Source organism: Halomonas campaniensis (assembly GCF_014193375.1).
Lineage (GTDB): Bacteria > Pseudomonadota > Gammaproteobacteria > Pseudomonadales > Halomonadaceae > Halomonas > Halomonas campaniensis.
In genome coordinates, this window is the sequence record NZ_JACHZF010000035.1 from 1 (window position 1) to 26,799 (window position 26,799).

The following is a 26,799-nucleotide window of genomic DNA, read 5'->3' on the forward strand; positions in this document are numbered from 1 at the left end:
CCGACACGGTAGGTGGATGGTGGCAGCGCTGCCACCTCGGGGGTGGGTCAAAAGCGTTGGCCGGTACTGGGTCAATTTACTTGGCCATTAACAGCATGGAACCAGCCCTGCTCATCGGTCGACAGCGACAGCGACTGTCTATCGACATAGACCAGGGTGCGCCGCACAGGCTCGACGCCCGCCTCACTGGCGGGCTCGCAGATGGAGCCCGAGGCACTGCGGAACAGCCCCTGGGCCTGGGCGGCACCCGCGGGGCCAGCGATCAGGCCGGCCGCGACGATCAGGGAGAGGAAGAGTCGACCACCGGTCATGCCACTGCCTCCTCTTCCTGGCGACGCTTGGCGGCCCGGCGCTCGATGAAGGGGCCGAAATCCATGCGCTCCTTGAGCACCTTCGCCGGGGTCTCCACGCTGTGGGTCTCATACTCCTCGGGGGACAGGCTGCCTTGCTGGCTGTCGATGAAGGCAACCACGAGGTCGCCGGCCTTGACCTGGCCGAGGAGGTTACGACGGTAGGCCCTGAGGTGCTCGTCGACCACCTCCTTGAGCCGACCGAAGAGCATCGCCTCGTGCTCCTGGACCTGCTCGGCCATGTCCACCAGCAGACGGCCCTGGTTGCTGCGCGAGCTGAGGGTGTTCTCCACCTGCTCGATCTGCAGTGTCAGGTGCTGCTCACGCTCGCGAATCGTCTTCTCCATGCGACGCGACCAGGCCTCGAAGCGCTTGCTGGCCTTGAGATGACGCACGCGGGCATCGGCGAAGTTCGGGTCGCTGTCATGGAACCAGTAGGCCACCATGGCCCCCAGCAACCAAACGATCAGGTTGCCCATCAGCGTCATGGAGACGGCAGTGTACACTTCGCCCATGGAGCCCCGTTCGCCGAAGGGGTTGTTGCCGCCGAAGGCCGAGGCGCCGACCAGGTCGTTGTAGGCGAGCTTGTAGCGCATGTAGCCCACCAGCGTCATGGCGGCGATGAACAGCAGGGTGGTGAAGGCCAGCGCGGTATAGTTGCGGCTGCGCACCCCGGGGGTGGCCGCGAAGCCGCAGCGATGGCTCCACTGCTTGGCCAGGGTGCCATGCTCGTGGGAGGCGGCGGCCACCGCCAGCGCCACCACGATGACGATGCCGGCGGCGAGGTAGGGCTGGGCGAACAGCGCGTTGGCCGCCTCCCAGTTGATCAGCCACTCCACCATGCCGATCAGGGCCAGCAGGGGCAGGTAGATGCCCAGCTTGACGATCCTGGCGTGGCGATTGCCGTTGCGCTCGTAAAGCCGCTCATACTCCTCCTCGGCGTTGGCCGCCTCGCGCCGGTCATCCTTGAACTCTTTCTTCTTCTCCTCCCACTCGGCGGTCAGGTCCGACTTGAGGTTATCGCGCTGGCGCTCGAGCGAAACCTTGCGATCCTTGAGATCGGCGGTCTCCTCCAGCAGCTTGCTGTGGGGAGAGAGAATGTTGGTGAAGGCCGTCTTGGCCTCGACCCACTGGCCGGTCTGGCGCAGCAACGGGAAGAAGACCAGCTCCTCCATTTCCGGTGTATGGCCATGCTCGTTCAGCACGATCTTTCCCCGGGAGGCGTGCGCCTCCTTGCTGGCCGTCTCTCTCAGCGCCTGGCGAAACGCCGCCTCGTCGGGGAAGGACCAGCGGAACGCCAGGCAGCGCCCTGCCACCTCGCGCACCTCCGCATCGTCGATGGTCACCGCATCGTCGCGGTACTTTTCTCTTTCCTTGCTCTGCATGGTGTCCCCTTGCGTCATGGTGTTATGGATATTGCGGTTCAGAAGCCGGTTCGACGGCTGCCGATGGCCGGCTCGCGATAGACGACGGCAGGCAGGTTCAGGCTGCGCTCGCGGCCGCCGACGGTAATCTCCCGGGCTTCGGGCTCACCGGCGTCGGGGCGCCGCGATGTCTCATCCACGGACACCTCGCGCGATGTCCCCACCTCGGCGACCTGGCGTGAGGCCGGCGCATGCACCGTCACCTGCCGCTCGGCGCCGACCTCCGCGACCCGGCGCTCGCGCAAGGGGCGTTCCGCCAGCCGGCGATAGCTCTCCTCCACTGGCACCCGGCTCACCGCCTCAAGGGTGATCTCGGAGAAGGCCCCGAGGAAGAACTCCACCCGGCGGTTCTGGGCCATGCCCAGGCTGGTGCTGTTGGGCGCGACGGGCTGCAACTCCCCCATGCCGATGTAGTCCATCTGCTGCGACCTCACGCCCAGTTCGACCAGGCGGTCGGTGACGTTACGGGCGCGGGCCAGGCTCAGGGCGTCGTTGTAGGCCTCGCTGCCGCGGGCATCGGTGTGGCCCACCACGGCCAGGTGGGTGTCGGGCAGGTCGCCCTTCATCACGCCCGCTACCACGCACAGCATCGGCTCCGAGGTCGCCAGCGGCGTAGCTTGGTCGGTGGCGAAGAAGATCCGGTCGCTCCATGCCACGCGGATCACCGGCAGGTCGCGGTCGGTGGCGAACAGCTGGCGCGGCAGCAGCAGCTGCTGGTCGACGCTGGGCGGCGGCACGTCGCACTCTTCGGCGAGGCGGCGGATACGCTGGATGCGATCGCGATGCTCCTGCTCGATCAGCGCCCCCTGGCTGACCAGGGTGGCCCCGGCGGGCGGTGACGAGGGGGCAGTAGACAGGGTGGCGGCATTGCAGCCGGCCAGGGCGGCGCACAGCAGCGCCGTGGAAACGAACCGCATCATGACGACTCCGGTGGAATGACAGGGAACGACAGGACGCCGCCCCGCTCGAGGGACGAGCAGGCCGGACAGGGAGAAGGGCCCGAAGGGCAGGCAGACAACGGCGGCAGACGCCGCCGCGGAAGCATTCCGTGCGTCATGTTGCAGTTCCCTTGCGTTGCGTGGCGAGGCCCCTGGCGGGACGGCGCATCGGCAGGCATCAGGCCATGGACCGGTGCTCTCGCTGCGGCGGGCTCATCGTCCCACCGTCATGTGATGATTATATGAACACAATCTTGATTAATATATCTGCATATTCGGCGATTTCAATAGAGTTGGCCGAATGTCTCAGGCATCGGCCGGATGGCCAGCCCCTTTAATTCGTTTTAAGAATATCTATATTCCATAATTATTGGTCACACCAGCATCGCCAGCGTATGCGCCCGCTGCCGGGTCACGGCATCGTCCAGAATATCCAGCATCTTGTCGTAATCCTTCGGCATCTGCTGATCCATACCGGTGGCCTCGAAGCGGCCGAGAGTATGCTGGGTATCGTCAATCACGACCTGAAGCTCGTCGATCACCTGCTGATGTTCGTCTGGCGTCATGCTGCCTCCAGAAAGCAAGAAACCGGCCCCAAATCTGGGGCCGGTTCGATGGCAGTGCCAAAGGGAAAGAATCTCTTCCCTAGAGGCTCAACCTTAGCCCAGCAGAGACAGCACGTTCTGCGGAATCTGGTTGGCCTGTGCCAGTACGGAAGTGCCGGCCTGCTGCAGGATCTGCGCGCGGGTCATGTTGGCCACTTCCACCGCGTAGTCGGCATCTTCGATGCGTGAACGAGCGGAAGCAAGGTTAGTTTCGTTGGTGTTGAGGTTGGTGATGGCGTCTTCGAAGCGGTTCTGGACGGCACCCAGCTCGGAGCGCAGGCTGTCTACTTGATTAAGCGCACTGTCTAATTGAGCCAGAGGATTAGCGGTAGCTTCTACCACCTCCGCTGCATCGTTAGTCAACCCTTGGACAGCTCGGGCACCTTCAGCAATATTAAACTCAATTGTCGCACCACTGTTGGTTCCGTCACCCGGTGTAGTGACAGAAAACTCATCCTCATAGAAAGTTACATTATCCCCATCAACGTTTTGAACATAATACTGACCATCTGACTCTACAAGAGTATTCGTTCCAGCATTACCTACTCGGTCAGCAAGGGTCGATGCTGCAGTAGGCTGGGCATCAAACTCTTCATCAGTAGCTGTAAGAGTGCCAACGAAAGTGTAAGTGGTTCCATCGACTTCAAGCGTATCGCTATCTGCAAAAGTAACAGCTTCCGCAAGATCCACAGAAATTACACTAAAGTCTCCCAGACCAAGCTCTTGAGAATTGATAGTGGAAAGATTGACATCGATGGTTTGTCCATCCTGCGAACCAACTTGGATGGTCAGAGTTTCAGCATCTTCAGAAAGGACACGAGTGCCGTTGAAGTCGGTCTCACGAGAGATGCGGTTGATCTCTTCCAAACGCTGATCAACTTCGTCCTGAATAGACTGAAGATCGTTCTGGCTGTTAGTGCCGTTAGCCGCCTGAACGGAAAGCTCACGGATACGCTGCAGGTTATCGTTAATCTGGTTCAGGCCACCCTCAGTGGTCTGAGCGATGGAGATACCGTCGTTGGCGTTACGCTGCGCCTGTGCCAGACCATTGATCTGGGCGGTCATACGGTTGGCGATGGCCTGACCGGCCGCATCATCCTTGGCGCTGTTGATGCGCAGGCCGGAGGAGAGACGCTCCATGGAGGTCTGCAGCGCGTTCTGGGACTTGTTCAGATTGGACTGGCCAATCATGGAGGTGATGTTGGTATTGATCACTGACATGGTGTGATTCCTTCCAAGCTGTTGAGGGCTCCATTGGCGGGCCCGCTGCGATTGGTCTTTCAAGGCCCAGCGGGCCTGCCACAACGGCGCCGTTGGCCGTTACTCTCTATAACGGCGGCCGAAGGGAAACCTTTAGCCCTGTAGCGAAAGAATTTGTGACATTTGCCTTGACAGCGAGTAACGGCAGGTAAGCCAGGCGCCGATGGCCCCGGAAAGGCCAGCGCCCGGCGGGGCCGGGCGCTGTGGGGAAGGGTGGGATAGCGAGGGAATGGGCGTGGGAGCGAAAAGCGGCCCGCGCCGCTATTTCTTCCTCGGGCTGCCCAGCTCGGCCAGCATATCGAACTGCTGGGTGAGGTAGGCGCTGGTCTGCTTCATCTGGGCGATCATCGAATCCAGCTGGCCGAACTGCACCCGGTAGCGGTCGATGGTGCGCTCGATGGAGACCTCCATGCGCTCGTAGCGCTCGCCGATGCTCTTGACCCGGCTCTCTGCCCCGCTGATGGAGCGCTTGACGATGCCGTTGCCGTCCAGCAGCTGGCCCAGGGTGGTATTGAGGCTCCCCGCCAGGCCGCCCTTGCTGTCGGCGCCGGCGAAGAACTCGCCCAGGCCGGCCATGTTGCCGGTGACCAGCTCGCCCAGCTTGGCATCATCCAGCTTGAGGGTGCCGTCGCGCTGCAGGCTGATGCCCACCTCGCTCAGCATGCGCAGCTCGCTCTCGCCTGCTCCACCGGAGAGCGCCCCGCGCAGCCGCGATTCGATGCTGCGCACCGCGCCGTCGCCGTTGAGGTCGCCGGCCTGGCCGGTCTCGGCGTTGAAGGCGGTGAGCTTGCCGATGGTGCCCTTGAACTCGTTGAACGCCTTGACGAAGCCGCCCACCGCCTCGCGCACCTTCAGGGTGTCCTGCTCCACGCGCAGGGTGATGGGCTGGTCGGGTTCGGTGGTCTTTTCCAGGTTGAGGGTCACGCCCTGGATGGCGCCCTCCACCTGGTTGGTGGCGCTGGTGATATCGATGCCGTTGACCTTGAGCTCGGCATCCTGCCCTGCCTGGGTGATCACCGTGCCGGGATCGGCGGCCAGGTTGCCGGCCACCAGGGTCTCGAAGTTGGTACCGGCGATGGAGGCCTCGGCGCCGGTCTCGGTGCTGTTCAGCGCCAGGCGGTAGCCGCTGCCGTCGTTGACGATGGAGGCGGTCACGCCCGCCGCCTTGTCGGCGTTGATGGCGTCGCGAATCTCCTCGAGGGTGCTGTTGGCGGCGAGGGTCACCTCTACCTGCCGAGGCTGGTCGTTCTCGTCCAGCCCGGCGAAGGTCAGCGCCAGGGTCGTCTCGGTGCCGCCGGTCAGGGCGGTATCGGCGGCGGCCACCCGCTGGGTGGCCAGGGTGCCGGCGCGAGCCAGCTGGCCCACCTCAACATTGAAGCTGCCGGGCTGGGCCGTCTTGCCCGCGGTGGCGGTGAAGGCGTCGCCGCGCACGTTGGTGGAGAGGCTCTGGAACAGCGAGGCGTCGTTGAGCTTGGTCACGCTGTCCTGGAACTTGGTCAGTGCGGACTGCAGCTGCCCGTAGGCGGAGATCTTCGCCTGCTGCTGGGCCTTCTGGGTCTCCAGGGGAGCGAGCTTGCCGCGCTCCGCATCGCGCAGCTGGTCGAGCAGGCCGGACAGGTCCAGGCCGGAGCCGACGCCAAGGGCCGTGATGGTGGACATGGGAGTTCCTCACTACGTGCGCGACGCGCGGGTGCCAATAACGGTTCTGACAAGAAGTATCGGCAGGGCAGGGAGGAACTTTAGCACGTCGGACGAGCGCCCTTCGCCGGGCGGCGACCGGCCCCTGCGAGGGAGGCCGGCCGTTCAGGCGTCAGTCGCGGCCGAGCTGGGCGTCCATGGTGGCGAACTGCTGGGTGAGATAGTCGCTGGTCTGGTTCATCTGGGCGATCATGCCGTCGAGCTGGCCGAACTGCACCCGGTAGCGCTCGATGGTCTGTGCAATGCCCTGCTCCATGCGCACGTAGCGCTGATTGAGGCTCTCGATGCGGTTCTCGGCGCCGTCGATGGCATTGGTCAGCGCGCCATTGCTGCCCAGCAGCTGGCCGGCGGTCTCGCTCAGTCGGCCGGCCATGCCGAGGGTCTCCTCGCCGCCGGTAAAGAAGCGCTGCACCGCGCCCATGTCGCTGGCGATGGCCAGGTCCAGCTCGCCCTCGTCCAGGCTCAGGGTGCCGTCCAGGGAGAGCGAGATGCCGAGATCGCCCAGCACGGCCAGCTCGCCCTGGGCGGGGTCGCCCACCATGCCGCTGAGATCGTTACGCAGCCGCGATTCGATGGTGCGCACGGCGCTGTCGCCCAGCAGCTCGCCGGCCCGGCCGGAGTCGGCATCGAAGGCGGTCAGCTCGCCGATGGTGCCCTTCAGGGCGTTGTAGGCCTCCACGAAGCCGCCCACCGCCTCGCGCACCGCCAGGGTATCCTGCTCCACGCTCAGGGTGGCTCTGCCGGCCTGCTGCAGGTCCAGGGTGACGCCTTGGATGGCGCCCTCGACCTGGTTGGTGGGGCTGGTGATAGCGATGCCGTTGACGCTCAGGGCGGCATCGCGGCCGGCCTGGGCCACCACGCCGGCAACCTCGTCCCCAGGATCGCTGACCGCCATGCCCTCGGCAAAGAAGCCACCCTCGAAGGTCAGGCCGGTAATGGAGGCCGCCTCGCCGGTCTCGTTGGACATCAGCGCCAGGCGGTAGCCCTCGCCGTCGTTGACCACGCTGGCCGACACCCCGGCCCCTTCGCGGGCATTGATGGCGTCGCGGATATCGCCAAGGGTGCTGCCGGCCGGCACGGTCACGGCGATCTCGCCCTGCTCGCCTTCCGGCGCATTGGCGAAGGCCAGGGTGAGGGTCTGCTCGGCGTCGGTGAGCGCATCGTCGAGGTCGACGTCGATCCGCTGGGAGGCCAGGGAGCCGGCGCTGGCCAGGTGCTCGACCTCCAGCTGGTACTGGCCGGGGGCAGCCTCGGGCCCGGCGGCGGCCTGCAGGGCCTCGCCGGTCACATTGGCCGAGAGGCTCTGGAAGAGCGAAGGCTCGGCGAGCCGACCCACCGCGCCCTCGAAGGCGCTCAGCGCCCCCTGCAGGTCGCCATAGGCAGAGATCCTCACCTGCTGGGATTCGAGCTGGCGCTCCACGGGTTCGAGCTTGCCGCGCTCTGCCTCGTTGAGTTGATCCAGAAGCCCGTTGAGGTCGAGCCCCGAGCCGATGCCGAGGGATGAGATGCTGGCCATGAAACGCGCCTTATTACCGGTGAGTGTGCCTTCTCTTGCCTGAGGGATCGGCGGGGGGAGCTGGAGCTTTAGGGTTGGTGGTCTCGCGACCTGGCAAGCCAGGCCTCAAGCTGCTGTCGGGAGAGGCCCATGCCGGCAATGCGATGGGGCGCCAGTGCGCCCAGGTCCTCGTGGAGGTGGTGCAGGAAGTGTTCACGGTCCTGCTCGGGAATGACGAGGCTACGCGCCTGAATACGGGCCTCCATCTCTGGCCCCGTGAGCAGTTCGGCCACGATCTCGGCGATGACCTGGCGGCGGAGCTTGCGGTATTTCACCCGCAGCGGATCGAAGCCGACGGCGTCGGCCGCGACGTCATAGTCGCGGCAGGAACGCAGGTAGGTCCAGACATAGAGCTCTGCCAGCGGCGAGACGTCGTTGAACTCGTACGCCACCAGAATGGCCGCGTGGTAATCGCCAGGGTCGACATCGTGAAAGGAAAGTGGCACCAGGTTATGACGCACCAGCGGCAGGTTGGCAGCCAGGCGCGCCGTGCGCTTGTTCACATCCACGAAGGGCTGCAGGTAGGCCAAGTGCACCAGCAGGAAAAAGCTCTGCTCATAGGGGTCACGAATGGCCTGCGCTTTCTCGACCAGCCGCTCCAGGCGCGGAAGAAGTTGATGGCGGCGCTCCAGAGGCAGGTAGCGCGACCCACCGATTCTCACCCCTTCATCCCGCAGCTCGCCGGCCATGCCCGGCGCGACCAGGCCATCAGCCAGCAGGTAGTGAAGCGACTGAATATTGCTGACAGAGATCTCCAGCCGGTTGATCCCTTCGACGAGGAACTGGATCGCATCGCGGTGATTGAGGATCATCGCCTGCTCGGCATCGAGCTTGTCATCGGCGGCAACGCCCTCCAGCAGCAGCCGCTCGGTTTCCGCCAGGGAGTAGGTATTACCCTCCAGCCTTGAGGAGTTGTAGGAGAGGTCGACCAGCAGTCGATTGTAAATGCGCCTGGCAAAGGTGCCGGCTGGCATGGCACCTGCAAAGCGGCTACCGCTGGAAGCGAGCGTTTCTCGTTGCGATTCGCTCAGATAGAAACTCTGATTGGGGACGTAGGCCTCGACCCACTCATCCCGATAGGTGCTGGCGGGGCGCTGGAAAATCGGCACATCGAGGCGCCGCAGCGCGGCGCGCGCCCGCTCACTTAACGGCCCCGGTGGCGCCTGTGACACAGCAGCGGTGCGGCCGACGCCCCCCTCCTCGGCCCCGGCGGATATCGCACGGTACTGGCGGTTACGCTGGCCACCACGGCTCACCAACACCCCCTGCTCTACCCACGCCTTGAGCCAGCGCCGCAAGGTACGAGGCGCAAGGTCGCTCCCTTGGGCAGCGAGAATATCACTCAGGGAAAGCCACTCACCTCGTGCCGAGAGGTAGTCGAGAACTGCCCGGCGGATGGATTCATGGTCTGTCATGCAACAGCTCCAGGGGCGGATCGGTGCTCTTATCGGCCACTTATCGGGACCATTTATCGGCCAGCATAGCGCCTCAGAGTCTTTGTTGGCCATTTATCGGCCAATTTCTCCGTTGCCGGTCACTTATCGGCCACTTTTCGACCACCAGGGTCGCAACCTCAGCCCGGAAGCTACTATCACCTTATGGAGGGAGGGCTGCATATCGGCAACAACTGGGGCCTGCTCCCACCGGTGGGCATCGATGCGGTAAGCGGCATGACGGCCCCGGCCGCTCGGAGACTGAGCGCTTCATGCGCGGACCGCTGCGCTGCGACCTGCCGCTTACAGCACGCTGGTGCTAGACTGCGCACCATCAAGAAGAGGGGTCGCCATGCGGCTGACGGATCAAGAACACAGCGCCATCGTCGCGGTACTGAAGCGGCATTTCGGGGATGACGCCGTGATATGGCTGTTTGGCTCGCGGGTCGATGACAGAGCCCGCGGCGGCGATATCGATCTGCTCGTGGAGACTCCCCTCAACGACCCGGACGAGATCGTCGAGGCCAAGCTGGCCGCGCTGGTGGAGCTCTATCAGCGCATCGGCGAGCAGAAGATCGACCTGGTGATACAGCGGCCCGATGGCCTTCACCTGCCGATCCATCGCATCGCCCACGAGACCGGAGTCACACTGTGATGCAGGAAGCCTTCCAGGGCTCGCTGGACATATGCGAGCGCCATGCGGAACGTCTACGCTGGGCGATAAACAGGCTTGGCGACAGGTTTCCTCTGTCGCCGGCTGACCTCGACGAGTTTTCGGATATCGATCTGGCCGTGGTCGATCAGTTCATCATGCGCTTCTCGAAACTGCAGGATGCGATAGGTGCGAAACTGCTTCCAGGCGTACTGGAGCTGACCAAGGAGCCCGGAAACTATCCTGCCTTTATCGACAAGCTGAATCGACTGGAGAAGATCGGTGCGATCCCGTCTGCCTCCCAGTGGTTACAGCTCAGGGAGATGCGTAACCAGTTCTCCCACGAGTACCCCGACGACCCGCAGATCCAGGCCAGCCTGCTGAACAAGGCATTCAGCCTTGCCACTGTTCTGCTGGACGCCTTCGAGCACATCAAGGCGTTTTCCCTGCCCTATCAGAACCCCTCCAACTAAGCACCTTCAGCGTTATCACATCAGGAGCCACGCACCTTCTCACCCGCCTGCAGGTAGCGCCCGGCAAATGTCTCGGCGTCTACTGGCCGGCCGGTCAGGTAGCCCTGGATCAGGGTGACGGGGTAGCGGGACAGCGCTGCGAGCTGGGCCTCGGTCTCGACCCCTTCGGCCACCACGCGCAGCCCCAGCTCCTGGGCCAGGCCGGTGACGGCGGCGACGATGGCGGCGCTGCCGCGGCGCTGGCTCTCCTCGCCGGTGAGCCGCTGGATGAAGCGGCGGTCGATCTTGAGGGTGGTCAGCGGCAGGTCCTGCAGGTAGCTCAGCGACGAGTAGCCGGTGCCGAAGTCGTCGATGGCGATGCGGCAGCCCAGCTCGCGCAGGCCGTGCAGGAGCTCGACGGCCTCCTGCTGGTGGTCGAGCAGCACGCTCTCGGTGAGCTCGAAGCCGATCTGACCCGGCGGCAGCTGATACGCCTCGAACAGCTCGGCCACCCGTTCCACCAGCCCCCGCTGCCAGAACTGCCGCGCCGAGAGGTTCACCGCCACCCGCGGCGGCGAAAGCCCCGCCTGCCGCCAGGCCATGAGCTGGGCGGCCACCCGCTGCATCACCCACTCGCCCAGGGGCAGGATCAGCCCGGAGCGCTCGGCCAGGGGAATGAAGGTGCCCGGCGAGACCTGGCCGAACTCGGGGTGGTGCCAGCGCAGCAGCGCCTCGGCACCCTGCACCTCGCCGCTGTCGCGGTCGACCAGCGGCTGGTAGTGCACCTCGAGGCCCTCGCCGCTCTCCACGGTGTTGCGCAGGGCAGTCTCCAGGGCCAGCTGCTGGTGGTCACGCTGGTTCATCTCGGTGCGGAACAGCCGGTAGGTGTTGCGCCCCTCGTGCTTGGCCCGGTACATGGCCGCGTCGGCGTTCTGGACCAGCGACTCGGGGGTGGCGCCGTCGTCGGGGTAGACGCTGATCCCCAGGCTGCAGCCGACGCGGAACTCATGGCCGGCCACCAGGAAGGGCTCGCCGATGCCCTCGATCAGGCGCCGGGCGATGCGCGTGGCCTCGTCGAGCTCGGCGAGTTCGGGCAGCAGCACCAGGAACTCGTCGCCGCCCAGGCGGGCCAGGGTGTCATCCTCGCGCAGGCGGTGGCTGAGGCGCTCGGCAACGCGCACCAGCAGCTCGTCGCCCACGGCGTGGCCCAGGCTGTCGTTGACCTGCTTGAAGTGGTCCAGGTCGATGAAGATCACCGCCAGGCGCTGGCCCTGGCGGTGGGCATGGCGGATCGCCAGCTCCAGGCGATCCTCCAGCAGGCGGCGGTTGGGCAGGCCGGTCAGGGCATCGTAGTAGGCCAGCCGTCGGACGCGGTCCTCGTTCTCGCGAATGTGGGTGATGTCGCTGAACAGCGCCGCGTAGTGGGTGACCCGGCCGTCGTCGTCGCTGATGGCGGTGATGGTCAGCCGTTCCAGGTAGAGCTGGCCGTTCTTGCGCCGGTTCCAGATCTCGCCGCGCCAGTAGCCGTTGGCCTGGAGCTCGCTCCACATGGCGTGGTAGAAGGCGGCATCGTGGCGGCCGGAGGAGAGCAGCGCCGGGGTGCGGCCGATCACCTCCTCCGCCGCGAAGCCGGTGACGTGGCAGAACGCCGGGTTGACGAATTCGATGCGGTTGTCCGGGTCGGTGATGATGATGCCCTCCAGGGAGGCATCGATCACCCGCTCGGCCATCTGCAGGTTCTGGCGCGACAGGGCCAGGGCGCGGTCACGCTGCTCCAGGGCGTCGCGCAGGTCATCCAGATAGAGATGCTCGACCCCGGCCAGCATGTCGCGGAAGCCCAGCAGGCCCACCACCTCGCCGCCGGCATCCAGTACCGCCAGATGGCGCACCCGGTGGTCGATCAGCCGGTCGCGGGCGTGGATCAGGGTGTCGCCGTCGCTCACCGCCAGCAGCGGCCGACTGGCCAGCTCGCCGATCGGGGTGTTGCCCGGGTGGCGGGCGATAAAGCGCACCAGGTCCCGTTCGGTGACGATGCCCAGTTCGCCGTTGGCATCGGCGGCCACCACTGCCGCCTCGCAGCCGCTGCGGCGCATCGTGGCCGCGGCCTCGGCGAGCAGCAGCGTGCCCGAGAGCAGCAGCGGGCGATGGCGCATCACGCTGCCCACCTCGCGCAGCCGCAGGTAGGGCTCGATGCCCTGGTTCACCGCCAGGTCGGTCTGGGTGAGGATGCCCAGCGGCTCGCCGGCGTCGCCCACCACCAGGAAGTGGCGACGCTGCTCGGCATGCAGCCGCACCGTGGCCTCGCCCACCGGGGTGGTGCGCGGCAGGCTGGCCACCGGGGAGCTCATTGCCCGGGCGATGGGGCGGTGGACGCTCTCGGGATCGGCGAAGTCGACCTGGAGCGCGTCGTGCTCGGTCCAGATGCCCATCGGCTGGTCGCCCTCGACCACCAGGATCGAGCTGCAGCGCCGTTCGGCCATGCGCGCCGCCGCCTCGCACAGCGGTGTGTCGGGCCCGCAGGTCAGCAGGCCGGTCTGCATGATGCGCTCGATGGGCAGGTCCTGGCTCATGGTCACTCGCTGTCCGGGAAACAAACGCGCCAGTCTAGCGCAGGGCGGGGGCCGTATCGCATGATCCAGGTCAAGTCGGCGCGGGGCTGGCCTGCAGCGAGAGGGCGGTCCACTCGTGGCGCTGCTGCCACTCCTCCAGCCAAGTGGGCAGTGCCTCGGCCGGCATCGGGCGGGCAATGCCGTAGCCCTGGGCCAGGGAGCAGCCCATGAGCACCAGGGCGCGGGCGTGCTCCAGGGTCTCCACGCCCTCGGCGAGCATGGGGCGCCTGAAGCGGTTGGCCATGTAGATGACGCTCTCGACGATGGCCATGTCGTCGGGGTCGGCTAGCATGTCACGCACGAAGCTCTGGTCGATCTTGATCAGGTCCACCGGCAGCTGCCGCAGGTGGGTCAGTGAGGAGAAGCCGGTGCCGAAGTCGTCGATGGCGAAGTCGATGCCCAGCACCTGGCAGCGGCGCATGGCATCCAGCGCGGCCTGGATGTCGTGCATGGCGGCGCTCTCCAGCACCTCCAGCTTGAGGAGGCGCGCCGGTACCTCCGGATAGCGCGCCATGAGGTTGCCCAGGCGCTCGGGGAAGGTGCCGCTGAGCAGGTGTGCGGGGCTGATGTTGACATGCACGGGCAGCTCGATGCCGCAAGCCAGCCAGCGGCGCTGCTGCTTGAGCGCCGCCTCCAGCACCCACTCCCCCAGCTGAGCCTCCAGCGACGACCCCTCGATGATCGGCAGGAAGGCATTCGGCGCCAGCAGCCCCTCCTCGGGGTGCTGCCAGCGCACCAGCGCCTCCAGCCCCACCACGCGGCCGCCGAACATGTCGATCTGGGGCTGATCGACCAGCCGCAGCTCACCGCGGGCCAGCGCCTCGGCGACCCGCTGCCGCCGCTCCTGGCGCAGCTGAAGCTGGCGATCCTGGTCCGGGTCGAAGAGGTGGAAGGTGTTGCGGCCGCGCTGCTTGGCGCGGTACATGGCCTGGTTGGCGTGGCGCAGCAGGACGTCGCCATCCACCTCGTCGCAGGGATAGCGGGAGACCCCCAGACTCGCGGTAACCCGCAGCACATGGCCCTCGATCACCAGCGGCTGGCGAATCGCTTCGAGCAGCTCGGTAAAGAAGGCCTCCCCCTCGACGTGATGCAGCAGCAGCACGAACTCGTCTCCGCCGATGCGCGCCACCACATCATCGCCGTGCAGCAGGTGGCTGATCCGGTTGGCGAAGGTAGCCAGCAGGGTGTCGCCTACCTCGTGTCCCAGGCGCTCGTTGATTCGCTTGAAGTGGTCGATGTCGAGGGTGCAGAGCGCCAGCTCGCCGCCCCGCTCGCGCACGTGCTGCATCGACTCCTGGATCAGCTGGGTGAGCAGCTGCAGGTTGGGCAGCCCGGTCAGGGCGTCGAAGTAGACCTCTCGCGACGCCTGACGGCCCGCCGGCAGCATCTCGGCCAGGTCGATCAGCTGGATGACGTGATGGATAGTGTCGCCGGCGTCATCATGCACGCGACTCACCGACATCAGCGCCGGCCGCACGCCACCCTGGCCGTCGCGGTAGCGGACCTCGGCCCGGCAGCGGTGATGCAGGTGAAGCTCCTGCCAGCTGCGCATCGGCACGTCATTATCGGGAACCTGTATGCAGAAGGCATCGGGCAGCCTGCCCACCACCCGGTCGTGCTCGAGACCGGTCAGGCGGGTGAAGGCCGGATTGGCATCGAGGATGCGATGGCGGGCATCGGTGATCAGCATGGCCTCGTTGGCATGCTCGAACACCGATGCCCGCACCGGGCTGGCTGGCTGCCCGCTCATGCCGCCGGCCCTTCCTGCACGCCTTCGACCGGCTCCGTATGGATGACCACGCTGTTGCGCCCCGCCTTCTTGGCCCGATACAGGGCATCATCGGCCCGGGACAGCAGCCGATCGGCGTCGTCTCCCGGCCGGTAGGCGGTGATGCCAATGCTGACCGTCACCGAGAGGCCACGGATGCGGCTGTCGGCGATCTGCCGACGAAGGCGCTCGGCGAAGGTGGCGGCACCCTGAAGCCGGGTATCCGGCAGCAGGATGGTGAACTCCTCACCGCCCCAGCGGGCCAGCAGGTCGGTGTTGCGCAGGCTCTCCCTGATCCGCTGCGCCAGCCGCCTGAGGATCTCGTCGCCCATCTCATGGCCATGCCGGTCGTTGACCGACTTGAAGTGGTCGATATCGAACAGCAGCAGGGCAAAGGGCTCCCCGTCCTGGTTGGCCTTGCTGACGGACTGGCGCAGGGCGGCATCGAAGGCGCGGCGGTTGTAGGCGCCGGTGAGGTGGTCGCGGGTGGCCTGGTGCTCCAGCTCCTGCTCCATGCGCTTGCGTTCGCTGATGTTGTGGAACACCGCCACGTAGTTGCGCACCTCGCCCATCTCGTCCTGCACGGCGGTGATGGACTGCCAGAGCGGGTAGATCTCGCCGTACTTGTTGCGGTTCCAGATCTCGCCCTGCCAGTGCCCGGTCTCCAGCAGCGTCTGCCATAGCCGGCGGTAGAAGGCCTTGTCGTGCCGGCCGGACTTGAAGAGCCGGGGCGTCTCGCCGCGGACCTCGTCCTCTTCGTAGCCGGTGATGTCGGTGAAGGCCTGGTTGACCTTCTCGATGCGCATCTCGGCATCGGTAATCAGGGTAGCCTGGCCGGTCTCGAAGACCGTGGCCAGCAGACGCAGCTCCTGCTCCTGGCGACGCCGCTCGGTGATGTCCTCCTTCACCGCCACGAAGCTGACCAGCTTGCCCTGGTCGTTACGCACCGGCGTGATCACCTCGGAGGCCCAGTAGAGCTCGCCGTTCCGGCGCCGGTTAAGCAGCTCGCCCTGCCAGACCCGGCCGGCGAGGATCGCCCCCCAGAGGTCGCGGTAGACCGACTCCGGCGTCTCGCCGGACTGGATCATGGCCGGCGTCCTGCCCAGCAGCTCCTCACGCGGGTAGCCGGTGATCTCCAGGTAGCACTGGTTGGCGAACTCGATTCGCCCGGCGAGATCGGTGATGGCAATGGCCACCGGGCTCTGCTCCACGGCGATCAGCAGCTGCCGGCAGAAGGCATCCGGCGCCCGGGGGGAGGTGGCGCCCTCCTCGCCTGACGCTCGGTCCGGAAAAGCAAGGGACTCCGCCTCACCTCCGATATGGCCATGATACCGCCGATGATCCTGCATCAACGTACCCTGTTCTTGTTTGAGTGAACGCAGCCAGGAAAGCTGAATGATGGGTGCAGATTAACAATTCTGGCCGAGAACCATGACAGCAAGATTGACCTGCATCAAGACAACAAAAAGTATCATCCAGGCGCCTCAGCAGCGCTTTCCTGGACAACCTTCCGGGTTATTCCCTATTGGCAAGCCCCGGCCAACTATCCCTAAAGTTTCCCGCGACGCTGCCGAAAGCAGTGACGTTCGTCACTGTTTCGACTTTGACTATGACACTGGGGGCTGGGACCACACTTACCATCCTGATAAAGGCCCTCACCCCTCCGCCTCGACCCGGTTTCGCCCCTCCTGCTTGCCGCGGTACATGGCGGCGTCGGCACGGGCCAGCAGGCTCTTGCGGGTATCTCCCGGCCGCCAGGCGGCCACGCCGATGCTGGCGGTCACCTGGACCGGCAGGCCGGGCACCTCCATGGCGGCGATGCGCCGCCGCAGGCGTTCGGCCAGCCCCAGGCCGGCCTCCAGGTCGCTGCTGGTGGCCAGCACGATGAACTCCTCGCCACCCCAGCGACCGAGAAAATCGGTGTCTCGCAGGGCCTCCTCCACCTGCCGGGAGAGGGTCGAGAGCACCCGGTCGCCCAGTTCGTGGCCATGGGTATCGTTGACCTGCTTGAAGTGGTCGATATCGAAGAGCAGCAGCGCCAGCGGGCGCCCGTAGCGCTCGGCGGCACTGAGCTCTACGTCCATGGCCTGCTCGATGCGATAGCGGTTCCACACCTGGGTGAGCGGGTCATGGTGCGCCAGCCGCTCCAGGCGACGGTTAGCCTGGGCCAGCGCCTGCTGCTCCTGGCGCAGGCTGGCGTAGAGCCGCTGGATCTCCTCCGCCGACGCCATCACCGCCAGGTCCTCGGCGAGATCCATGGCCGCCAGGCGCTCTATGCGCTCCCAGGTGGCACTGCGGCCCCGGATCTCCTCTTGCCACTCGCTGAACAGCCGCCCGAGCAGCGGGACATCCTCGGGCGCCTCGGCCCGCTGGCCGCTGCCGGGCAGCCCCGCCCAGCTGTGGATCTCGCGCTGCTCGGGCCGGAACAGCAGCATCCAGCCTCGCCGCGCCTGGCCGACCGGAAAGGGCACGGCGAGCAGGCCGCAGGCCTCGCCCATGTCGAGGTCGGCCGTCAGCGGCTCGTCACCCAGCGCCTCGGTGGACCAGGGGCCGGGGTGTCGGTGGCTGGCCTCGAGGCGACCAACCAGCTGCCTGAGGCCGGCCGTGTCGGGGACCTGCCCGGCACAGGACTCCAGCGACGGCATCATCAGCGCCACCCCCCGGGCCTGGAACAGCGCCAGCCACTCCTCCGCATGGTGTGCCAGCAGGGTATCGGGGGCCGGCAGGTCGCTACCCAGCAGTTCCCGGCTGTCCTGCACGCGCTGCAGGAAGCGCACCTCGGAGCGTGCCCGCAGCAGGAACAGGCGCTGGGTGGCCATCTGCACCAGGCTGAGGGCGGCATCGCGCACCGCCGGCGACACCGGGTGTGGGGTCATGCCGTGGCAGAGCACCAGCCCCCAGAGCCCGGTATCCCCCTGCATGGCCAGCGACAGCAGGGCGGCAACGCCCATGCCCTCCAGGTAGCGCTGCTGCTCGACGGAGATCGCCCGCAGCAGGCTGCCCTCCAGCCGGGGAGCTGCGGCCGTCAGGGGATCCTGGCCGGGCACCAGCGGCACCGCTGCGGCCCTCACGTCGGGCACGCTGCGCAGGGCGACCCGGTCGTAGAGGCTGCGCATGTGCGGCGGGAAATCACTGGCCGGAAAACGCATCCCGCCCATGGAGGGCACGCCGGGGGCACACTGTTCGGCCAGCACGGCGCCGTGGCCCTGGCCATCGAAGGCGCAGACCAGCACCCGGTCATGGCCGGTCAGGTCGGCGACCCCGGCTGCCAGCGCCTCCAGCAGCTCCTCCGGATGGCCCGCCTCGGCAAACCGCGACAGCCAGCGATTCACGGTGGCCAGTAGGCGCCGGTTACCGGTCCGGTTGAGCGGCTCGATCTCCACCAGCACCCGCTCGCCACTGCGCCGGGCATCCAGCTGCAGGCTGCGCAGCCGGCCCGCCACCTTGCGCTTGATCGACAGCGCGCCGGGCAGCCGCTGGCGCCCCTGCAGCTCGCGGCGCAGGCGACGAGCCAGCTCGCGGCCCAGCACGGCGACCGGCCCCTCGCCCAGGGCCGTCTCGACGGGGACGCCGATGATCGCCTCGAGGTTGGCGCTGGCCTGGAGCAGCCGGCCGGCGTCGGCATCCAGGATCAGCAGGGCGCCACAGGGCTGGACGGTGCCGGCCAGGGACTGGCGATCGCGCATGGCGGACGCTTCACTCATAGGGGTTACCCGCGGGGCAGAGGGCGCGACTCCGGCAGTCGGGAGCCGCGTGCAGCGCCCCTATTTGCGGCAAAAGATGCATCATGTCAATATCTTTTGATTGGTTACCGAACAGCGTTTACACCTCTCGGTCAGGTTCTACGAATCTCGCGCTCAAGGCCAGGCGCATTACGCCGATATTGGAGCCATAGACCCATCGCCCCCTAGCGCCACACCGCATGCTCCGCCTGGCCACCCGCCAAGCCGACGAGGAGAGCCCATGACAAGGACGTCACACCTGATCCAGGAGCTCGAGCAGGCCAACTCCCAGCTGCTGCAGTCCGAGAAGCTGGCCGCGATCGGCCAGCTCGCCGCCGGGGTCGCCCATGAGATCAACAACCCCATCGGCTACGTCTTCTCCAACCTGCGGACCCTGACCGGCTACGTCGACGTGCTGCTGCAGATCATCGACCGCATCGACGATGCCGAAAGCCTTGGCGAGCTCAGGGGCATGAAGCAGCGGCTGGAGTATGGCTACATCCGCGAGGACGTGCTGGCGCTGATCGGCGAGTCCGAGGAGGGCATCGAGCGGGTCAAGGGCATCATCACCGCCCTCAAGGACTTCTCGCACATCGACGAGACGACCTTCCAGCCCGCCGACCTGCACCGGGGCCTCGACACCACCCTGAACCTCGTCAACAACGAGCTGAAGTACAAGGCCGAGGTGGTCAGGGCCTACGGCGAGCTGCCCCTGATCGACTGCCTCCCCTCCCAGATCAATCAGGTGGCGCTGAACCTGCTGACCAACGCCGCCCACGCCATCGAGGCCCACGGCCGCATCACCGTGCGCACGGGCCACGAGGGCGACCGGGTCTGGTTCGAGGTGGAGGACAGCGGTCGCGGCATCGACCCGGCGCACCGCCCCCGGCTGTTCGAGCCCTTCTTCACCACCAAGCCGGTCGGCGAAGGAACCGGCCTGGGGCTGGCCCTCTCCTACCGCATCGTGGAGAAGCACGGCGGCCATATCGAGGTCGACAGCGAGCCGGGGCGGGGCAGCCGCTTCCGCGTCTGGCTGCCCGTCACCCAGCCGGACGAGCCCGAGGAGGCCCGGATACCGCAATGACCCCGAGCCCCGCCATCGCCGATCACCCCGAGGCCACCCTGCTGCTGGTGGACGACGAGCCCAACGTGCTGCGCGCCCTCCAGCGGGCGCTGAGGCAGTGCCCCTACCGCGTGCTCACCGCCGCGGACGGCGACCAGGCGCTGTCGCTGATGCACGACCACGCCGTGGACCTGGTGGTATCCGACTCTCGCATGCCCGGCATGGAGGGCGCCGAGCTGCTGGGTCGCATCCAGCAGCAGTGGCCGGAGTGCCAGCGCCTGCTGCTGACCGGCTACGCCGACATGGAAGCCACCATCCGCGCCATCAACGAGGGGCAGATCTACCGCTACATCGCCAAGCCCTGGAATGACGACGAGCTCAGGCAGATCCTGCACCAGGCGCTGGCCCACCAGCAAGCCGAGCGGGAGCGGCAGCGCCTGGAGGCGCTGACCCGGGCCCAGAACCGTGAGCTGAGCGAGCTTAACGAGACCCTGGAGGCAAGGGTGGCGGCCCGCACCCGGGAGCTGCAGGAAGTGGCCGACATGCTCGACCTGGCCTACGCCGAGCTCAAGCGCAGCTATGTCACCGCCACCCAGGTGTTCTCGCGGCTGATCACCCTGCGGCTGCCGAAACAACTGCAGACCAATGCCCAGGTGGTCGACCTGGTCAAGGCGTTCGCCGAGACCCATGGGCTCGACGAGGAGGTCACGCGCAGCCTGACGATGGCCGCAGCGCTCTACAACCTCGGCAAGCTGACCTGGGATGACCGACTGCTCAATGCGCCCTCCGAGCGCCTCTTCGCCGCGGACCGTGAAGCCTACAAGCGCTATCCGGTCACCGGCGAGGGGCTGCTGATGGCCCTGGACTACCTCGAGGACACGGCACAGATCATCCGCCACCATCGCGAGCGCTGGAACGGCAGCGGCTACCCCGACCACCTGAAGGGCGAGGAGATTCCCTACGGAGCCCGCCTGCTGGGGCTGGCGGTGGACTTCATCGAACTGCAGCGCGGCATGATGCTGCAGCGCAGGACGCCGCGGGATGACGCCCTGGCCCTGCTGCGCAAGCTGGGCGGGCGGGTCTACGACCCCGAGCTCTGCGAGGCCTTCGTGACGCTCTGCATCGAACAGGCGCCCGACCTGGGCCTGGGCGGCCAGGGGGTGCTGTCCGTGGATACCCGCCGGCTGGAGCCGGGCATGATCCTGGTGCGCGACCTGCACAGCGACAGCGGCATGCTGCTGCTCAACGAGGGCAAGTCGCTCAGCCGCAGCCTGATCGAGCGCCTGATGCGCTTCGAGGAGACAGAAGACACCCGCTATACCCTGTTCGTTCGGCTCCCAGACGGCGACCCCGTCGACTGATCCCCCACTCTACCTTCCGGCCGAGAGCCCCATGACCCGTCGCCTCTTCGCACGCTCCTGCTTTCAACTGCTGCTGGCCCTGGCCTGCCTGGGCATGGCGGCCTTCGGCCTGCTCGACGCCTTGATCGACACCTGGCGAATGCCCCGGAGTGCGCTGATCCTTCCGGACAGCAGCCTGGCCATGGGGCTGTTCGGCATCGCCCTGCTATGCCGCCAGCGGGGCCGGCTGATCGCCAGTCGCATCGCCGCGGGGCTGATCCTGGGGCTCGCGCTCTACCGGCTGCTGCCCCACGGCGACTGGCAGTTCGCCGGGTATCCCCACACCGGGCTGCAGGGCACCCTGCTGTTCGGCCTGGCGGGGGCCGGGCTGCTGATCAGCACCTGGGGCCACGCCTGGCGCCCGCTCTCCCGAGGCGTCGGCACGGCGCTGATGATCATGGGCGGCATGGCGTTCCTGATCGGCTGGCTGCCGGGCAGCAAACTGAGCGCCATGACCTGGCCCGGGCATCTCCTGGCCGCGCCGGCGGCGAGCCTGCTGCTGCTGGCCACCGGTCTCGTCCTGCTGATCCAGGAGCGCCCGCGGCAGGCCCCCCCGGGCCAGTCCCTGATCCGGACGACGCTGATCGCGGCGCTGGTCGGCAGCCTGCTGACCACCGGCGGCTGGTACCACCTCAGCCGGCAGAACCTGGAGAAGCTGGTAGAGCAGACTAGCCAGGCCCTCGCCCGCACGGAAATGGATGCCCTGGCGGCGCTGAAGCGCCATGAGCGGCTGTTGCAGCGCCAGGGGGAGCGCTGGGCGAGCCTCGGGACGCTGCCCGAGGCCCTGTGGCAGCAGGAATCCACCAGCTACCTGCGAGACATCGCCCCCTTCGAGGTGGTTGCCGTGCTCGATGACGACTACGCCGCCCAGCGCCTCGAGGCCCGCCGCCCGGCGGCCCGGGAGTGGCTCGAGAGGTATGTCGCCAACGACGAGCACATCGCCTGGCTTCACCACGCCGACCACCCGGCGGGCGAGCACGCCGGGCCCGTCATGGTCACCGACGACGGCGCACCGCTGACGCTGCTGGCCATGCCGCTGACGGCTGCCGAGCCCCCCGGGCGCTGGCTGGTGGTCGGGCTCAATCTCACCGCCATGCTGGAGGAGGTGGCCCATGAGGAGGTGGATGGGGTCTTCGTCGAGCTGCGTCAGGACGATGCCCTGCTCTTCCGCTCCTGGCGCGGTGGCCTGCCCGCAAGCCCGGTGACCTTCGCCACCCGGTCGGTCTCCCTCGCCGACGGCAGCCAGTGGCAGCTCACCGCCCAGATCGATGGCAGCCAGCTGCGCCGCCTGGATCTGCTGCCCACCCTGCTGCTGCTGTCCGGCCTGATGCTGACCCTGGCCCTGATGCTGAGCCAGGAGCTGTTCCGGATCGCCGAGCGCCGCCGCCTGCGACTCGAGGCCAATCAGCGCACCACCCGCGAGGCCCTGCAGCAGCGCGACCAGTTCTTCACCCTGTCGGCCGACCTGTTCTGCCGCGTCGACCTCCAGGGGCGTTTCCTGCAGGTCAACCCGGCCTTCGAGCACCAGCTGGGCTTCTCCGCCTCGGCGCTGATCGAACAGCCCTACACCCGCCTGGTATGCGACGAGGACCATCCGCGCATCGCCGAGGCCATCCAGCAACTGGCCGGGGGAGGCGAGGTACGGGAACTGGCGGCGCGGATTCGCGACCGGCAGGATCGTACGCGCTGGGTCGAGATCAACGCGGCGCTGGGCCAGGAGCAGGTGATCTACGTGGTGGCCCGCGACATCACCCAGCGTCGCCGGAGCGAACTGGCGATGCTTCGCCACGAACGCTTCTTCGACATCGTCGGCCAGACGGCGCTGATCGGCGGCTGGTACGTCGACCTGGCGGATGGCCTGCCGATCTGGTCCGACGAGGTGTGTGCCATCCATGACGAGCCCGCCGGCTTCCAGCCCACTCTGGAGCAGGCCATCGGCTACTACGCGCCCGGCGACCGCGAGCGTATCGTTGCCCTGTTCGAGGCCTGCTGCCGCGACGGCATCCCCTTCGACGAGGCCTTCCAGCTCAACACCGCCCAGGGCCGCTGCATCTGGGTGCGGGTGATCGGCCAGGCGGTCCACGACGCCGAGGGGCGCATCGTGCAGGCGCAGGGCTCGACCCAGGACATCACCGAGCAGCGCCGTCTCGATGCCGAGGTCGCCCGGCTGGCCGAGCGCCTGACCACCACCCTGGAGAGCATCACCGACGGCTTCTTCACCCTGGATGGGGAGTGGCGCTTCAGCTACGTGAACCGCGAAGCCGAGCGGCTGCTGCAGAGCGCTTCCGGTTCGCTGCTCGGCCGCCATATCTGGCAAGCGTTTCCGGAGGCCGTGGGCTCCCGCTTCGAGACCGAATACCGTCGGGCAATCGAATCCGGCGAGGCCACCCACTTCGAGGCGTGCAACCCACGGTTGGAGCTCTGGGTCGAGGTCCACGCCTATCCCTCCGAGGAGGGGCTGGCGGTCTACTTCCGCGACATCAACCAGCGCAAGGCGACCGAGCGCCAGCTGCGCATCCTCGAGAGCAGCGTGGCCTCGAGCGTCAACGGGGTGGTGATCTGCGATGCCCAGCGGCCCGACATGCCCATCATCTACGTCAACCCCGCCTTCGAGCGCATCACCGGCTACTCCCGAGCGCAGGCCATCGGCCGCAACTGCCGCTTCCTGCAGGGCGAGAACACCGAGCCCCGGGCCACCCTCAGCCTGCGCGAGGGCATCGCCAACCAGCGGGACGTCCACATCGTCATCCGCAACTACCGCCGAGACGGCACCACCTTCTGGAACGATCTCTATATCTCGCCGGTGCGCGATGACACCGGCCAGGTCACCCACTACATCGGCGTGCAAAACGACATCTCCACCCAGAAGGAGTACCAGTCCCAGCTGGCCTACAACGCCAGCCACGACGCCCTGACCGGGCTGCCCAACCGCACCCTACTGGAGGATCGCCTGGCCCAGGGCTGCCAGATCGCCCGCCGCTACCAGCGCTACCTGGCGGTGCTGTTCGTGGACCTGGACGGCTTCAAGCCGATCAACGACACCCTGGGCCACGACACCGGTGACAGCATCCTCAAGGAGGTCGCCCGCCGCCTTGAGCAGCAGCTGCGCCCCGGCGACACCGTGGCCCGCTTCGGCGGCGACGAGTTCGTGATCGTGCTGCCCGACCTGGCCCACGAGGACGATATCATGCCGGTGGTCGAGCGCCTGCTGGCCCATGTCTCGGCCCCCTACCGCATCGAGAGCAACGAGCTGCGCATCACCGCGAGCATCGGCATCACCCTCTGCGATGGCGAGATCGAGCGCCCCATGCAGCTGATCCAGCAGGCCGACCTGGCCATGTACAAGGCCAAGCGCCAGGGTCGCAACACCTCGCAGTGGTACACCCGCGACCTCAACCGGAAGGTGAGCGAGCGGGTCTCGCTGCGCAACGCCCTGCAGCGCGCCATCGAGGAGCAGCAGTTCGAGCTCTACTACCAGCCGCAGATCCACGGCCCCAGCGGCCAGGTGACCGGGCTGGAGGCCCTGGTGCGCTGGCATCACCCCGAGCGCGGCTTCGTCTCGCCGGCCGCCTTCATCGGCCTGGCCGAGGACACCGGGCAGATCATCCCGATCAGTGACTGGGTGCTGGCCACCGCCTGCCGCGACGCCCAGCGTCTCAACGAGATGGGCATGGGCCACCTCACCATGGCGGTCAACGTCTCGCCGATGCAGTTCCAGCGCCCCGGCTTCGTGGACGGCGTACTGCAGACGCTGGAGGCCAGCCGCCTGGCGCCGGCCCTGCTGGAGCTGGAGCTGACCGAGGGCGTGCTGATGGACAGCACCGAGCGGGTCATCGAGACCCTCCAGGAGCTGCGCCAGCGCGGCGTTCAGGTCGCCATCGACGACTTCGGCACCGGCTACTCCAGCCTCGGCTACCTGAAGTCCCTGCCGATCAGCAAGATCAAGATCGACCGCTCCTTCGTCAGGGAGGTGATCAGCGACCACCGCGACGCCGCCATCATCCAGGGGGTGGTCTCCATGGCCGGCAAGCTGAGGCTCGAGGTGGTCGTCGAGGGGGTCGAGACCGAGGCGCAGTACGCCTACCTGTGCAAGCAGCGCTGCGAGACCTTCCAGGGCTTCTACTTCGCGCGCCCGATGCCCCTGGAGGATCTCATCCCCTTCCTGGCCGAGCACCATGAGGCGCGTGCCCTGGAGCAGGCCCAGAAGGCCGGCCGACAGGGCGGCCAGACCCTGCTGCTGGTGGACGACGAGACCAATATCCTCCGGGCGCTGACCCGCACCCTGCGCCGGGACGGCTATCGCATCCTGACCGCCCCCTCGGCGCGGGAGGCCTTCGAGCAGCTCGCTGCCGAGGAGGTCCAGGTCATCATCAGCGACCAGCGCATGCCGGAGATGAGCGGCACCGAGTTCCTGCGCCGCGTGACCGAGCTCTACCCGGAGATGATCCAGATCGTGCTGTCCGGCTACACCGACCTCAAGACGGTCACCGAGGCGATCAACGAGGGCGCGGTCTACAAGTTCCTCACCAAGCCGTGGGATGACGACGAACTGCGCCTGGTGGTCCAGCAGGCCTTTCGGCAGGCCGCTATTCTGAAGATCAGGTCGGGAGAGCAGGATGACCCGCTCTCGTAACAGGGACAGGCTTCACAGGGACGTGGTGGAAATGACGCTCAAGAATAGAGAGCTTGCCCTTCAGGTGGCCCTGGTGATGTTGATCAGCATCATCCTGACCGTGGCGGGTATCGGCGTGCTGTCGCTGGGAGTCCCCGAGGCCAGCCTGCCGAGTAGCTTCTCGCTGCTGCCCGGTGGCGCCCTGGCCGGGCTGCTGATCGGCCTTGGCCTGCTGGCGTCACTGCTCGGCAGGCGCGGCTGGCGTCGCCTGCTGGGAGGATCGCTCGTCCTGTTCGCAACCCTGTTGCTGACAGTGGGCATGATGTCCCAGGCGGCATCACAACTGGGCTGGCTGCGGGTGCCGATCACCTCGGGGCTGATCGTGCTGATGACCGGGCTCTGCCTGCTGGTAGCGCCCAGGGGGTGGGGCAAGGCGGCGTGGCTGGCGGTCGGCACGCTCACCACGGTGGGCGGCTCGCTCTCGCTGCTGCACTATGCGTTTGGCAGCCATCCCGACATCTCCCAGCCCTCCTTCATGGCCAGCCTGCTGTTCATTCCCCTGGGGCTGGCCCTGGCCTGGCTCGGCTTCCGGCCGCCGGAACGGGGCATCCTGCTGAGCCGACAGGCCACCCTCGCCGCCGTTCTGGGCGTGGCCGTCAGCTGCACCAGCTGGTACCTGATCCACTGGCAGCAGCATCAGGGCGTCCTTCATGATGCCAACCGGCTGGCCAGCCACCTGAAGGAGCGCACCCACCAGGCCCTGCTGAACCGTGAGGAGACGGCCCGGCGCATGGCGGAGCGCTGGAACCTGAACGGCAGCCTGCCGACCCGTGAGATGCTCGAACAGGAGGCCAGCAGCTACCTGCGCGATATCCCCGACCTGCAGGCCATCGCGTTCCTGGAAGAGGGCCAGCGCAACGTGTGGCGCCGAGCGCGCGGTCCCTCGGCCCTGCTCTGGCTGGATGATCAGCTGCTCGACCCCAAGGCACTTGCCTGGCTGGAGAGCCAGCGGGAGTCATCCTCCGGCTGGCTGTTTCCGGATGCCGAACAGCCACAGCTGGCGCTCCTGTCCGTTGCCCTCGCGAATTCGCCGGAGCACCGGCTCATCTGGATCATGGATTTCTCCCTGCTGCTCGATCACGAGCTCGACAGCGAGCCGGGCCCCTGGTATGGATTGACCCGTCAAGGGGTCGGTTGTCTCTGTTGCATGTGGTCATCCTCAATGCCTTCGGATCAGGAAGCGAGGGGCTATCAGCGA

General features: G+C 66.9%; 18 protein-coding genes. 6 read left to right on the forward strand and 12 right to left on the reverse strand.

What is annotated here, in order from left to right; genetic code table 11:
* Positions 1 to 71: 71 nt before the first annotated feature.
* From BDK63_RS16955 to BDK63_RS16990, 8 genes are all read right to left on the reverse strand, one after another.
* Complete coding sequence (locus BDK63_RS16955) at positions 72 to 311, reverse strand: hypothetical protein (RefSeq protein ID WP_183334138.1); 240 nt, start codon at positions 309 to 311, stop codon at positions 72 to 74.
* Positions 308 to 1,735 (reverse strand): hypothetical protein, encoded by a 1,428-nt coding sequence (locus BDK63_RS16960; RefSeq protein ID WP_183334140.1) that lies wholly within the window; start codon positions 1,733 to 1,735, stop codon positions 308 to 310. Before BDK63_RS16960 ends, BDK63_RS16955 begins: the two co-directional genes overlap by 4 nt.
* 38 nt (positions 1,736 to 1,773) lie before the next feature.
* Positions 1,774 to 2,694: an OmpA family protein gene (locus BDK63_RS16965; RefSeq protein ID WP_183334142.1), complete on the reverse strand. Its 921-nt coding sequence runs from the start codon at positions 2,692 to 2,694 to the stop codon at positions 1,774 to 1,776.
* A 392-nt stretch (positions 2,695 to 3,086) separates the two neighbouring features.
* Positions 3,087 to 3,278: a hypothetical protein gene (locus BDK63_RS16970; RefSeq protein WP_183334144.1), complete on the reverse strand. Its 192-nt coding sequence runs from the start codon at positions 3,276 to 3,278 to the stop codon at positions 3,087 to 3,089.
* A 93-nt stretch (positions 3,279 to 3,371) separates the two neighbouring features.
* Positions 3,372 to 4,538: a FliC/FljB family flagellin gene (locus BDK63_RS16975; RefSeq protein ID WP_183334146.1), complete on the reverse strand. Its 1,167-nt coding sequence runs from the start codon at positions 4,536 to 4,538 to the stop codon at positions 3,372 to 3,374.
* A gap of 300 nt (positions 4,539 to 4,838) precedes the next feature.
* Complete coding sequence (gene fliD / locus BDK63_RS16980) at positions 4,839 to 6,236, reverse strand: flagellar filament capping protein FliD (protein WP_183334148.1); 1,398 nt, start codon at positions 6,234 to 6,236, stop codon at positions 4,839 to 4,841.
* A 151-nt stretch (positions 6,237 to 6,387) separates the two neighbouring features.
* Entirely contained in the window at positions 6,388 to 7,791 is a 1,404-nt protein-coding gene (fliD, locus tag BDK63_RS16985) for a flagellar filament capping protein FliD (protein WP_183334150.1), read from the reverse strand.
* A gap of 68 nt (positions 7,792 to 7,859) precedes the next feature.
* A complete protein-coding gene (locus BDK63_RS16990; RefSeq protein ID WP_183334152.1) occupies positions 7,860 to 9,245 on the reverse strand; it encodes a Fic family protein in 1,386 nt (461 codons plus the stop codon).
* Between the two features lie 370 nt (positions 9,246 to 9,615).
* Here BDK63_RS16990 and BDK63_RS16995 point away from each other — a divergent pair, with 370 nt between their 5' ends.
* Complete coding sequence (locus BDK63_RS16995; RefSeq protein WP_183334154.1) at positions 9,616 to 9,918, forward strand: nucleotidyltransferase domain-containing protein; 303 nt, start codon at positions 9,616 to 9,618, stop codon at positions 9,916 to 9,918.
* Positions 9,918 to 10,388: a hypothetical protein gene (locus tag BDK63_RS17000; protein WP_183334155.1), complete on the forward strand. Its 471-nt coding sequence runs from the start codon at positions 9,918 to 9,920 to the stop codon at positions 10,386 to 10,388. The genes BDK63_RS16995 and BDK63_RS17000 overlap by 1 nt, the downstream gene beginning before the upstream one ends.
* A gap of 20 nt (positions 10,389 to 10,408) precedes the next feature.
* Here the strand turns inward: BDK63_RS17000 and BDK63_RS17005 are convergent, their stop codons facing one another.
* The 4 genes from BDK63_RS17005 to BDK63_RS17020 form a co-directional block, all read right to left on the reverse strand.
* Complete coding sequence (locus tag BDK63_RS17005; RefSeq protein ID WP_183334157.1) at positions 10,409 to 12,937, reverse strand: EAL domain-containing protein; 2,529 nt, start codon at positions 12,935 to 12,937, stop codon at positions 10,409 to 10,411.
* Positions 12,938 to 13,007: 70 nt separating this feature from the next.
* Positions 13,008 to 14,726, reverse strand: a complete 1,719-nt coding sequence (locus BDK63_RS17010) for a putative bifunctional diguanylate cyclase/phosphodiesterase (protein ID WP_183334159.1) — start codon at positions 14,724 to 14,726, stop codon at positions 13,008 to 13,010.
* Positions 14,723 to 16,093: a sensor domain-containing diguanylate cyclase gene (locus BDK63_RS17015; RefSeq protein ID WP_183334161.1), complete on the reverse strand. Its 1,371-nt coding sequence runs from the start codon at positions 16,091 to 16,093 to the stop codon at positions 14,723 to 14,725. Before BDK63_RS17015 ends, BDK63_RS17010 begins: the two co-directional genes overlap by 4 nt.
* Positions 16,094 to 16,399: 306 nt before the next feature.
* The gene (locus BDK63_RS17020) at positions 16,400 to 18,448 is read right to left on the reverse strand and encodes a sensor domain-containing diguanylate cyclase (protein WP_246386275.1); all 2,049 of its coding nucleotides are present in this window, start codon (positions 18,446 to 18,448) and stop codon (positions 16,400 to 16,402) included.
* A 259-nt stretch (positions 18,449 to 18,707) separates the two neighbouring features.
* Between BDK63_RS17020 and BDK63_RS17025 the strand changes: the two genes are divergently transcribed.
* The 4 genes from BDK63_RS17025 to BDK63_RS17040 form a co-directional block, all read left to right on the forward strand.
* Positions 18,708 to 19,550: an ATP-binding protein gene (locus BDK63_RS17025; RefSeq protein WP_183334163.1), complete on the forward strand. Its 843-nt coding sequence runs from the start codon at positions 18,708 to 18,710 to the stop codon at positions 19,548 to 19,550.
* The gene (nosR, locus tag BDK63_RS17030) at positions 19,547 to 20,890 is read left to right on the forward strand and encodes a response regulator c-di-GMP phosphodiesterase, NosR family (protein WP_183334165.1); all 1,344 of its coding nucleotides are present in this window, start codon (positions 19,547 to 19,549) and stop codon (positions 20,888 to 20,890) included. The genes BDK63_RS17025 and nosR overlap by 4 nt, the downstream gene beginning before the upstream one ends.
* 31 nt (positions 20,891 to 20,921) lie before the next feature.
* Positions 20,922 to 25,562, forward strand: coding sequence for an EAL domain-containing protein (locus tag BDK63_RS17035; protein WP_246386278.1), 4,641 nt, complete (start codon positions 20,922 to 20,924; stop codon positions 25,560 to 25,562).
* A 31-nt stretch (positions 25,563 to 25,593) separates the two neighbouring features.
* Positions 25,594 to 26,799, forward strand: a 1,206-nt coding sequence (locus tag BDK63_RS17040) for a hypothetical protein (RefSeq protein WP_183334168.1), incomplete at its 3' end; no start/stop codon positions are given.